Genomic DNA, 12,016 nt, shown 5'->3' with positions numbered 1-12,016 from the left:
AATCAGGAATTCTGATGCGGCATCATCATTAAATCAGTCGCACCAAGATCGATTTTTTGTTGTGACAGCAGAGTCGTTACCTGCCCGCGATGATGGGTCTGATGGTTGAACATGTGGGTGACAGATTGCCAGGCTGGACCGCTACGCGTGGATTTGGTCATACCGCTATACCAGGAAAAATCTCCTGCCAGCCAGCTTGCATCCAAACTCGCAGCCCAGACGATCAACTCTTCATCCAACGCAATTCGTGCAGCTTTCAATGCCTCCCACCCGGCATGTACATCGACATTGCCGGGCGTGGTCGGCATCGCTCTTTCCAGCACTGTGCCTTTGGTAAAGCGCCCCAGCCACATCGCATCGCCCCACACCAGATGATTCAAGGTTGAATGTAGCGATTTGAAAAACGCACCGCGATCGGCCTTGCGCTCCGCATCGCTCAACTGCTCGCTGGCGGCATACACCTTGTCATTCATCCAGCGGTTGTAACGCGCCAAGAGCTGCGCGTATTCTGGCGAAATCATTTTTTATCGACCCACTGCAAAAGTTCTTGCCACTGATCGAGATCTTTTTCTACGCGTGAAGGTGCCACATCCCACAGCGTTGCGCCGTTCGCTGCGAGCTGCACATAGTTCTGCGTGTCGCGCAAAAAACCGAGCACGGGAATACCAAGGCCATTCACATATTGCGTCAATTGATCGGCGGCGCGCGTGCGACCATTGACCCGCATACCGAGCACACTGAGCTCGAATTTACCTTTGATTTCCTTCAGCTTTTGCAGAAATTCCTGCGTTGCCAGGATATCGAAAATCGATGGCTGCAAAGGAACGATCACTTTGTCGGCAATCTGCATCACCTTGTCAAAACGCTTGCCGCTAAAACCGGCTGGCGTATCGAGCACGATGTGCGTTGTTCCTTTCGGTGGCTTGGCGACATGACCGTCTTCAATTTCCCATGGCTGAATCGCCGGCAAGGAAGCAGGACGCAAGTCGAGCCAGGAGCGGGACGATTGCTGAATATCGACGTCGCCCAACATGACCTTGTGTCCTTGTGCAGCAAAATATCCGGCAAGATTGGTGGCAAACGTACTCTTGCCGACGCCACCTTTCGGATTGGCGATGACGATGACTGGCATGAAATTCCCCTTTTAGCGTTGTTATTGGCGATTCACTTGAAAACCAGCCTGCGCTTTGCCCATTGCTGATTCAGCAGCAAGAATATCATGCTGCATTGCAAGGTCAATCTCGTAGTCGGTCTTGCGCAACCAGCTGTTGCAGACGTGCCAAAGGCAACGCAAATAAGGGGAAAAAGATCAGGCGGCGGGGTAATCCAGTGCGCACAATGCATCCAGCAACGGCTGCGCTGCTTGTGCCAGTCTATCCAGACTGGCTTCGCGCAGACTTGCCGTATCCACCGTGACGTCGCTGTCCAGTCCAGCCCAGCGCAACAAGGCGGAACAGGCTGACGGCGTATCGAACATCCCATGCAGATAACTGCCAAGAATTTGATCATCGGCAGAACGGGCACCTTCCGGACGACCATCGATAATGAAAGCCGGTTGCGAACGTGCATCACCTTCGGAAACACCCATGTGGATTTCGTAACCGCTGACAGCCTCCTCTTTGTCGGCAAACGCACACAAACCGCTGACCTGCTCCAGCTGCTTTTCCTGCGTCAATACCGTCGCGATATCCAGCAAACCCAAACCTTGCGAAATACCCGGCTTGCCTTCGACTCCTTGCGGGTCGTCTATCGTCTTGCCCAGCATTTGATAGCCACCGCAAATACCTATGATCTTGCCGCCATAACGTGCATGACGAATCAATGCCTCACGCCAGCCATTTGCTATCAACCAATCCAGATCGCCACGTGTATTTTTGCTGCCCGGCAGGATGATCAAATCAGCAGGCGGAATCGGCTGCCCCGGCCCTATCAATTGCAGATCGACATCCGGATGCGCGCGCAGCGCATCGAAGTCCGTGTGATTACTGATGCGCGGCGGTACCGGTACGACGATGCGAAAAGCACCGCGCGCAGCTTGCGTTTGTTCGACGGCATCTTCAGCATCGAGAAACAAGCCGTGCAAATACGGCAGTACCGCCAGCACCGGCTTGCCGGTTTGTTCTTCCAGCCAGCGCAAGCCTGGTTCCAGCAAACTGATATCGCCGCGAAAACGGTTGATGACAAAACCGATGGTGCGCTTGCGTTCGCTCTCAGACAGGCAAGCCAGCGTACCGATAATGTGCGCGAACACGCCGCCTCTATCGATGTCCGCGACCAGAATCACCGGGCAATCGACAGCCTCGGCAAAACCCATATTGGCAATATCCCTATCGCGCAAATTCACTTCAGCCGGACTGCCTGCGCCTTCCACTAATACAGTTTCGTATTGCGTACGCAAGCGACCATACGATCCCAGCACAGCTTGCATCGCGATCGGTTTGTAGGCGTGATAATCGCGCGCATTCATATCGCTGCGCGCCTTGCCGTGAATGATAACTTGCGCACCGGTGTCGCTCGATGGCTTCAGCAGAATCGGATTCATGTCGGTGTGCGGCGGCAAACCAGCGGCGACTGCCTGTAATGCCTGCGCTCGTCCTATCTCGCCACCATCGCTAGTAACAGCGCTGTTCAATGCCATGTTCTGCGGTTTGAATGGCACCACCTGCACACCTTGTTGCGCGAGCAGACGACACAGGGCAGCGACCAGCGTCGTTTTACCGGCGTCGGATGTGGTGCCTTGCACCATCAAGGTATGGAAAGGAAATTTCACGGCTGCATATCTCACGGTTGTGTCGGTGATTTGGCAGTACGACGACTACGTGCAAGCTCCAGTTTTTCGCAAACCATCGCCGCACCTTCGATCAAGCGCGGTCCGGCGCGATTCACCAGATCGGCATCGACTGAAAACAGATTATCGTTTTTTACTGCGAGCAGATTTGGATAAGCCTTCCACATTTCCAGTCCGCCGGATTTTTCTGCCTGTCTATCACCGGTCATCATTACTTCGGGATTTTCCAGCAACACGGATTCAAGACTGACGGTCGGCGCAGGGATAGGCAGTTTGGCAAATACGTTTTCACCACCGCACAGGCGAATCACGTCGCTCATGATATTGCCGCCATTGAGTGTGTACAGCGGCTTGCCCCACACCTGATAAAACATACGCACGTTTGGACGATTCCGGTACTGCGCACCCAGACGCGCCAGCTCTGCGCGCTCGGCGACGGCGACTTTGTTCGCTTGTTGTTCGGTACCCATCAAGATGCCGAGTCGCTCTATGCTGGTCGGAATATCTGTCAGTTTTTTCGGCTCACTGAAGAAGAAAGGAATGCCCAGCTTGCGTATATGTTCAAGCTGACGCTCGGAATTGCCGTGCAACCACACCACCAGCAAATCAGGTTTCAAAGCGATGATGCGCTCCACGTCGATTTGCTGATGACTGCCTACGCGTGGAATTTTCAAAGCTGCCGCCGGATAATCGCTATAGCCTACGGTGCCGACAATACGGTCACCGCCACCCGCTGCAAAAATCAGTTCCGTCGCGTGCGGCGCCAGAGAGACGATGCGCTGCGCCGGTTGCGCCAAAGTCACTTTATTGCCGCCATCATCCTGCACGCTCACAACAGCATGCGCTGCGCCAGCAATCAACATCAAGCCCAGTACAGCAGTTTTTACAAAACGAATACTCATTCAATATCCCGTGAAATGATCGATGTGGCCAGTGCTTGCTGCAAGCGCTGCCAGCCTGCTTCATCAGCTGGCAAGCCCAAACGCACGCCATGGTTAAAATGTCTGATCCAGACGCCATGCGCAGCCATCTTTTCCGCGAATTCCGCCGATCTTGCATGTTGCCAGTATTGATACAACGCACAACCCGTTGATGCAATGCCATGCGTTGCAAGCAGTCGCTGCAAGCGCTGCCCGCTATCTTTTAATTGCTGACGCATAGCAAGCTGCCATGCGCGATCCGATAATGCGATCAAGCCTATTTGCTGCGCCGGACCACTGACAGTCCAGGGACCTAGCAAATCAGCCAATTCTTTGAGCAACTCAGGATGCGCAGCGACAAATCCCAAACGCAAACCGGCCAGGCCAAAAAATTTCCCGACTGAACGCAATACGATCATGCCAGCTTGCGCAGTAGACGCAGCGACACTCGCTTCCGGTGTGATATCGCCAAATGCTTCATCGACTATCAGCCATCCACCCTTGGCAGCCAGTTGTGCCGACCAACGCAACAAGACTTCTGCGTCTACACATTCGCCGGTGGGATTATTCGGATTGCAGACCAGCATCACATCGCAATCGTCCACGGCCGATGCCAGTTGTGCGTACGGTACTTCTATTACCTCATGCCCCGCCTGCCTCCATTGAAATGCATGTTCCGCATACGAAGGAGCCGCAACCACGACTCTTGAATGCGAGCGCAAACGCGGCAAGCCCTGAATCGCAGCTTGCGTACCAGCGACCGGCAACAGTTGCGGAGCGTCGTAATAACTTTGCGCAGCTTCCAGCAAGGCCGTACTTGGTTCCGGCAAACGATGCCAGGCATCAGATGCGATGGCGGGAATCGGATACGGTTGCGGGTTGATACCGGTGGACAGATCCAGCCAGTCTGCACGCGGACGTTGATAACGCCGTATTGCATCATGCAGATTGCCACCATGCTCAAGCATAGAGTGCTCCTGCAATACTGATCAGGCAAATCACTCCCACCCACAAGGCAGTAGTCAATGCAACCAGTCGCCATGCGCGGGGAATGTCTTTGCCAGTTGCACGCGGGCCGCTACCGAGTGATGGACGTTGCTCAACTTCACCATCGTAAATTGCCGCGCCACCCAGAGAAATATTCAAGGCTCCCGCACCGGCAGACATCACCGGCCCGGCATTCGGACTGGACCATGCTGGCGCCTGCGTGCGCCAGCATTGCCATGCAAGACGCGTATTACCCAGTAATGCATACGACAGCGCCGTCAAACGCGCAGGAATAAAACTCAGCGCGTCATCGATGCGCGCAGCGGTACAACCAAAATCGTTAAAGCGCGGTGTGCGATAACCCCACATTGCATCCAGCGTATTCGCCAGGCGAAACAACACCGCACCCGGACCGCCGGCAATTACGAACCAGAACAAGGTGCCGAACACGGCATCGTTGCCATTTTCCAGCAAGGACTCAACACCAGCCTTGGCGAGATCGGATTCTTCCGCTTGCGTGGTATCGCGGCTGACGATGCGCGCCGTCAAGGTACGCGCTTGCGGCAAGTCGTCATCCATTAATGCGCGAGCAATCGGCAAAGTATGATCACGCAGGCTGCGCAATCCAAGGCAAAAGTAAAGCAGTAAGGCGTGTACCGCAAACGCAATCAGCATATCGAATTGAGCAAGCGCAAATGTCAGCGTCCACGTCAATGCGACCAAAGGCAACACAACCAAGATCCAAGCAAAAGCTCCGCGCAGAAATCGATAGTCGCCTACGTTGAGTTTTTTTTCGACACGGATCGCCAGATTGCCGAAACCAACCAGCGGATGCCAGCGTGTTGCTTCACCGAGGCGCATGTCCAGCAACACGCCCAGCAATACCATGATCGCAATTGCAGCGAATGACAAATCCATTAACAAATCAGCCCCACATCAACCCTTGAGCGCAAGCGGCAAACCTGCAACGATCAATACAGCGCGATCGCATACTGCAGCAACGTCCTGATTCAAGCGGCCTGATTCATCGACGAACCAACGCGAAATCGCACCTTGCGGAACCACGCCCTGACCGATTTCATTCGACACAAGAACCACGCCGCCTTTAGCATTTTCCAATGCCTTCAACAATAATGCGCGTTGATACTGGAAGGCAGGAGGCGGTTCTATCACGCCCACTTCGGGATAGCTTCGCGCTTCCGAAAACAAAAGATTGGAAAGCCAGACCGTCAGACAATCGACAAGTATCAAGGTATCCGGCCCGCTATGTTTCTCGATCGTTCGCGCCAGTTCGATGGGTTCTTCGACTGTAGTCCAATAGACATCACGGCGTTCACGATGATGTGCAATACGACTTTTCATCTCGTCGTCGCCGGCCTGTGCGGTGGCGATGTAGATGATGCGCTTTCTCGATGCGACGGCGAGCCGCTCCGCATAAGCACTTTTACCGGAGCGTGCTCCGCCGATTATCAGGGTGCGCATCAGTCCAACTCTCCCTTTGAAAAGATACTTGCCATCGCTGCCGGGCAGGATGAAAAGTAAGCGTGGAAATAGGTCGCGGTCAATGCCCGCTGTTTATATACGGCTTCACCCTGCGCGCCATTGGATCGCTTGATAGTCTGCGCGACCGGTGCGGCATCGGTATTCAAAATCGAGTAATGGAATGCGTGGCCGCGCAGTTCGCCTTTATCGGTTGCCAATGCCTGCATGCCAAGTCCGGCCAGCTTTTTCTGCATGACGACCTCGCCCTTTAACAAACCGACCATGGGCCAGATCTTACCTTGCGCATCGGTGAGCGTATCCGCCACGACCATCATGCCACCACATTCTGCAAGTATCGGGATGTCCTTCGCATAAGCGTCACGCATGGAATCCTGCCAGTGCTGCGCTGCGGACAAGGTCGCGCAATGCAGTTCCGGGTAACCGCCTGGGATATAGACAGCATCTGCATCGGCCGGCACCGGCTCATCCTTCAATGGTGAAAAGAACTGCAGCTGCGCACCAGAGGCGCGCAGACATTCCAGATTGGCGTGATAGACAAATGCAAACGCGGCATCGCGTGCAATCGCGATATTTTTCCCTGCGAGGAATTGTGGTGCCTTTACGGCGGCCAGACTATCGTCGAGCATGACAGGCGCAATGCTGTTCCACGCATCCATATCGAGATCAATCTGATCGGCAAGTTGATCGAGTATCTGATCCACTTGCGCAATTTCATCTGGCTGCACCAAACCAAGATGGCGCTCCGGCAGCGATGCCTGCAGTTTCGGCAAGGTTGCCAACAATGGGACGCCGCGTATCCCTTGCGTAATCTGCCTTGCATGCGATGCGCTCGCAACGCGATTGACAATTACACCGGCCAGCTCTACCGGGCCGTACTGCTGCAGACCCAGCACCACTGCCCCTACAGTCTGCGCCATCTTGGCAGCATCGAGCACGACCACAACCGGCACACCGAATGCACGCGCGAGATCCGCCGATGAAGGATCGCCATCATACAAACCCATCACGCCTTCAATCAGAATCACATCGACTTCAGCAGCAGCCTGCGCCAATAATCTGCGGCAATCATCCAGTCCCACCATCCACAAGTCGAGCGCATATACTTCGGCGCCGCTGGCTCGTTGCAAGATCATCGGATCCAGATAGTCGGGGCCAGTCTTGAAGACACGTACGCGCAAACCCTGCTTGATCAATTTGCGCGCCAGCGCAGCGGTGATCGTCGTCTTGCCCTGCCCTGACGCAATCCCAGAAATCAAAACGATGCGCGCGCTGCTCATGATTCCTTGCTCGCAAAAATGACAGCCATTGTTACCACTCCACACCAGCTTGCGCAGCGATGCCAGCTGCAAAAGCGTGTTTGATGGGCTGCATCTCGGTAACGGTATCAGCCACAGCAATCAGTTCAGGCGGCGCACCGCGACCAGTTATTACTACGTGCTGCATGGCGGGACGCGCCTGCAAATCTTCAATCACGCGTTGTACATCAAGATATTTGTATTTCAATGCGATGTTCAATTCATCCAGTACGATCAAACCGACCTTGGGATCGCTTAATAATTCCTTAGCTTTATCCCATGCGATTTCTGCATTTTTCACATCACGTTCACGATTTTGCGTTTCCCACGTATAGCCTTCACCCATCACATGGAAACTGATTTCGTCTGGAAAACGACGGAAGAAATTTTCTTCGCCGGTTGCAATCGCGCCCTTGATGAATTGCACAACGCCGACTTTCATGCCGTGACCTAGCGCACGCGCTGCCATACCGAAAGCGCTGGAGCTTTTCCCTTTACCGTTGCCGCAAGTAATCAGCAATACACCGGCATCGCGTTTGGCAGCTTCGATCTTTTTATCGACAACTTCTTTCTTCCGCGCCATGCGGGCATTGTGACGTTCAGTGACGCCGTCAACTTCTTTGTCTGTGCTGTTTTGGTCTTCACTCATATTCATTCTTCTTCACTTCGTGTTCGCTATCGCCGGCCAGATAAATAGTGCGCGTGCCGTGTTTGATAATCTCGATCGGATGACCCAAACATTCGCTAAGCAGCGATGCCTGCATGACTTCGTCGACCGCACCGGCAAACCAGCGCCCGTCGCCCATCAGTAGCAAAGCGTGGGTCGCCACACTATGCGCGAGGTTTAAATCATGGCTGACCATGACAACAGATTTCTTTTGCTCCCGACATAATTTGTCGAGCAAGCTCATGACACTCACCTGATGCGCCAGATCGAGTGCACTGGTAGGTTCATCCAGCAATAACAAAGGCGTGTCCTGCGCCAACACGGCGGCAATCGCGACGCGCTGCCGCTCGCCGCCTGACAAGGAACGCACATCACGGTCGGCTAATCCATCGACATCCATTAATTGCAGCGCTGAATGTGCTACGGCATAGTCGGCATCGGACTCCCAATAAGCGGACTCGTGATACGGATGACGCGCGGTCAACACCGTTTCGATTACGCGATAGGCGAAGGCGTCGTTTCTACCCTGCGGCAAGAACGCACGCTGGCGCGCCAGATCCTGCAAGGGCCAATCTTTCAATGCGCGACCGTTCAATGCAATCGAACCGCCTTCGGCCGGGCGCAAGCCAACCAGGGTACGTAGCAAAGTGCTTTTGCCGGCACCATTCCGGCCGATGACGCACCAGCATTCACCAACGCCGATTTGCCAGTCCAGCCCATCGACTAATAAACGATCGGCAATTCTTAGCTGCAGCTTATTGGCTTGCATCAGCGCTTCCTTAACTGATGCAACTGCAGCAGGAATACCGGCACGCCGATGATTGCAGTGATGACACCAACCGGCAACTGCTGTGGCGCCACGACGCTACGCGCCAAGGTATCCGCCAACACAAGAAACGCACCACCAACCAGTGCCGCGGCAGGTAACAGCAGACGATGATCAGGTCCCAGAACAAAGCGACATGCATGCGGCACGATCAAGCCGACAAAACCGATGCTGCCCGCGTTACTCACCGCACTTGCAGTCAGCAATGCCGCACATAAGAACAAGCCGATACGGAATTTTGCGACATTGATGCCCAAGGTAACTGCCGCTTCAGCATGCAATGCAATCACATTGATCGCACGCGCTGCACGCGTAGAAAAGATCAAGGCGCCTATCAACACGATCCAAGGCAACCAGCGGAATTGCGTACCGGACAAATCACCTATCATCCAGAACACCATGCCACGCAGGCGATTGTCCGGTGCAATCGACAGCATCAATGCCACCAATGCGCTACAGCCGGATGCGAGGATCACACCCGTCAATAACAATAATGGCGCACCGCCATCCGAATTGACACTACCGCGCAAATCGCGTTGCGCCAACAAATACAACATGACAGACACGGCCATCGCGCCACCAAAGGCAGCGACGTCAATTGACCATGTCATCGAAAACAACAGCATCGCACTTAACGCACCCACTGCAGCACCGCCAGAAACACCCAGCACATAAGGCTCAGCCAAAGGATTGCGCAACAGCGCCTGCATCATCACACCAGCCAAAGCCAGCGTGGCACCAGTAACGAATGCGGACAAGGCGCGACTGAGTCGCAGATCAACCAGGGTCGCGGCCATAGTCGAATTCGTTCCCTGCGTCAGTTCACGCATCGCGGACAGTACATCCTGCACGGGCAACGCTACCGAGCCCACCACACATGCAATCAACACACTCAACAAGGCAAGGAAAACCAGCGTAGACAAAACCATCCACGCCCGCTTGCGACCTTGCGGTCTGGGAGTGCTGATCGCGCGATGTGCCATCGTGCTCATGGTAAAAAAATCATTCAGTCATTTTCATAAAATTCGCGCATGCGAGCTCGGAGAGCTTCCCCAAACTGGCATGCGCGATACATCGATTGCAACTGCAAGCGCGAATACTACCGCGCCATTTTACAAATACTTAGTTGAAACCGTAACGTACGCCGAAAAATGTATTGGAACCTGGAGTTTGATAAGTTTGTGCAAGCTCATAATATTTATCAAATACATTGTTCCAGCGGCCGAACAATTGCCAGTTATCCGTCAAGTCATAGCTAGCGTGCAGGTTCAACAATGCATAACCGCCCATTCTCTTGGTTTCATTAGCTGCATCATAGCGATAGTCAGAGAAAACGACATCTGCACCGGATTTAAACAAACCATAAGCATGACTGAAACCGACAGTTCCATGTGATCGTGAACGACGTTCAATCAGCTTGTTTGTAGTCTGATCGCGCGGATCCTGCCAATCAAATGATCCATACACGCGGAAATCGGCGATTTTAGTTGAAGCACCAACTGACACGCCTTTTAATAAAGCGTCATTCACGTTATCGGTACAACTCGTCCCCAAACCCGGGAAAGAACACGGTGTCCTCGTAATGATCAAGTCAGTAATCTGATTATGATAATAAGAGATACTGAAATCGGATTGACCATTGTCATAGTAGATCCCGATTTCGGCATTTTTGCCTTTTTCCGGTTTCACGTTCGGATTGCCGAAGTTAGGTGAAAAATACAGTTCGTTGTATGTAGGTGCACGGAAACTGGTGCCGTAACTACCGCTAAGTCTTAACTCTTTTGTGAAGCGATAGCCGTAACCGATACTGCCTGTCACATTCGAGCCATATACCGAACTATCATCGTAACGAACGCTGGCACTTGCCAAATGCGCACCTGCATTCAACTGATAAGCCAATGCCAAAGAGTCCGTATCACGGCTCTGATTCTGTTTCGGCTGACTTGGGTTGAAAACGCTTTCTTCACGATGCTCCATCAAGAATTGCAATACGTCAGTTCCAATCTTGAAATCATTTTGCCAGCTGATTTGATCCTGCTTTGAATTATTGATGGTGGGAACAGCCGATGTAAAGTTCTGTTGTTTCGTATACGAACGCGAAACCTGCGCCAGACTACTCCAGTCAGAAGTAATTTGATTACGTGAATAAACCGAATACACGTCCACATCGCCAATGATGTGTGCGTTATACGCGGACACGCCGTTGTCGTACTCACCATTATTGGTGCTATTCAAAAATGTAAGGCCGAGCTCCTGACCTTTGGCCAATTCCCATGAGAACTGTCCGCTAATACTGCGCTTTGAATATCCATCATCATCCGGATTCTGTTTTGGATCGACCCGAGAAGAAAAACCATCCGCCTCTTCGTGCGATGCATTAATCGCATAGCGTATTTGGTGATCGCCTTCTGTAGAACCTGATACACCAGCCGTCACAACCTGCTCGCCATAGGTGCCTACACCGGCAGAAAACGACAGGCGTGGCGCACCACCACCTTTTTTGGTGAACACCTGAATCACACCACCCACTGCATCTGCACCGTACATCGTGCTGAGAGGTCCCATTACAATTTCCACGCGTTCGATTTGGGACAGCGGGATAGATGACCAGGTTGGCGTTCCTGATGTAGATGACACACTACGTACACCGTCAATCAACAATATCGTTTGCTTACCATTCGCGCCGCGAATGTAAACGTCAGAGTCATTACCAGCGCCACCATTTCTTTTGATTTCGACACTGCGTTTGGTTTGCAACAGATCAACCAAAGAAGTCTGGCCAGACGCTGCGATTTCTTCTGCAGTAATAACAATATTATCTGCCAATACATCACTGGCTTTTTGCGCAGTACGCGAAGCCGTCACAAGCACCGGAGCCAGCGATGACTCTGTTGAAGTTTGCGCAAAGCTGAACGGAGAGAATGCGGCGGAAACGGATAATGCAATGGCGAGCGGCCGGATCGCCACTTTTGTGCGCCGTAAAACGGATGAGGTCATGATTACTTTTCATAGGGACACAGCATCCAGCCC

General features: G+C 53.1%; 12 protein-coding genes. All 12 read right to left on the bottom strand.

The genetic code is table 11. The annotated features are described in order from the left end of the window. Positions 1-2: 2 nt before the first annotated feature. On the bottom strand, positions 3-521 hold the full coding sequence (locus Hfont_RS08515) for a DinB family protein (RefSeq protein WP_112991964.1): 519 nt from the start codon (positions 519-521) through the stop codon (positions 3-5). Continuing rightward, on the bottom strand, positions 518-1,132 hold the full coding sequence (locus Hfont_RS08510) for a ParA family protein (RefSeq protein ID WP_112991963.1): 615 nt from the start codon (positions 1,130-1,132) through the stop codon (positions 518-520). The genes Hfont_RS08515 and Hfont_RS08510 overlap by 4 nt, the downstream gene beginning before the upstream one ends. Positions 1,133-1,309: 177 nt before the next feature. Continuing rightward, positions 1,310-2,746, bottom strand: coding sequence for a cobyric acid synthase (locus tag Hfont_RS08505; RefSeq protein ID WP_112991962.1), 1,437 nt, complete (start codon positions 2,744-2,746; stop codon positions 1,310-1,312). A 35-nt stretch (positions 2,747-2,781) separates the two neighbouring features. Beyond that, complete coding sequence (locus tag Hfont_RS08500; protein WP_112991961.1) at positions 2,782-3,690, bottom strand: cobalamin-binding protein; 909 nt, start codon at positions 3,688-3,690, stop codon at positions 2,782-2,784. Continuing rightward, the gene (gene cobD, locus Hfont_RS08495) at positions 3,687-4,676 is read right to left on the bottom strand and encodes a threonine-phosphate decarboxylase CobD (RefSeq protein WP_112991960.1); all 990 of its coding nucleotides are present in this window, start codon (positions 4,674-4,676) and stop codon (positions 3,687-3,689) included. Before cobD ends, Hfont_RS08500 begins: the two co-directional genes overlap by 4 nt. After that, positions 4,669-5,619: an adenosylcobinamide-phosphate synthase CbiB gene (cbiB, locus tag Hfont_RS08490; protein ID WP_112991959.1), complete on the bottom strand. Its 951-nt coding sequence runs from the start codon at positions 5,617-5,619 to the stop codon at positions 4,669-4,671. Before cbiB ends, cobD begins: the two co-directional genes overlap by 8 nt. Before the next feature lie 12 nt (positions 5,620-5,631). Then, complete coding sequence (gene cobU, locus Hfont_RS08485) at positions 5,632-6,180, bottom strand: bifunctional adenosylcobinamide kinase/adenosylcobinamide-phosphate guanylyltransferase (protein WP_112991958.1); 549 nt, start codon at positions 6,178-6,180, stop codon at positions 5,632-5,634. Further along, entirely contained in the window at positions 6,177-7,475 is a 1,299-nt protein-coding gene (locus tag Hfont_RS08480; RefSeq protein ID WP_112991957.1) for a cobyrinic acid a,c-diamide synthase CobB, read from the bottom strand. The genes cobU and Hfont_RS08480 overlap by 4 nt, the downstream gene beginning before the upstream one ends. Before the next feature lie 31 nt (positions 7,476-7,506). Next, positions 7,507-8,142 carry a cob(I)yrinic acid a,c-diamide adenosyltransferase gene (gene cobO / locus Hfont_RS08475; protein WP_112992422.1) on the bottom strand — a complete coding sequence of 212 codons (636 nt, stop codon included), beginning with the start codon at positions 8,140-8,142 and terminating at the stop codon, positions 7,507-7,509. Then, positions 8,135-8,929: an ABC transporter ATP-binding protein gene (locus Hfont_RS08470; protein ID WP_112991956.1), complete on the bottom strand. Its 795-nt coding sequence runs from the start codon at positions 8,927-8,929 to the stop codon at positions 8,135-8,137. The genes cobO and Hfont_RS08470 overlap by 8 nt, the downstream gene beginning before the upstream one ends. Then, positions 8,929-9,978 (bottom strand): FecCD family ABC transporter permease, encoded by a 1,050-nt coding sequence (locus Hfont_RS08465; RefSeq protein WP_112991955.1) that lies wholly within the window; start codon positions 9,976-9,978, stop codon positions 8,929-8,931. Before Hfont_RS08465 ends, Hfont_RS08470 begins: the two co-directional genes overlap by 1 nt. A 130-nt stretch (positions 9,979-10,108) precedes the next feature. Further along, positions 10,109-11,983 carry a TonB-dependent receptor plug domain-containing protein gene (locus tag Hfont_RS08460; protein ID WP_112991954.1) on the bottom strand — a complete coding sequence of 625 codons (1,875 nt, stop codon included), beginning with the start codon at positions 11,981-11,983 and terminating at the stop codon, positions 10,109-10,111. Positions 11,984-12,016: the final 33 nt, after the last annotated feature.

Origin of the sequence: Herminiimonas fonticola (assembly GCF_003293745.1) — a bacterium.
GTDB lineage: Bacteria > Pseudomonadota > Gammaproteobacteria > Burkholderiales > Burkholderiaceae_D > Oxalicibacterium > Oxalicibacterium fonticola.
The sequence above is the reverse complement of the archived record's forward strand: the minus strand, read 5'-3'. Positions and strand labels throughout refer to the sequence as shown.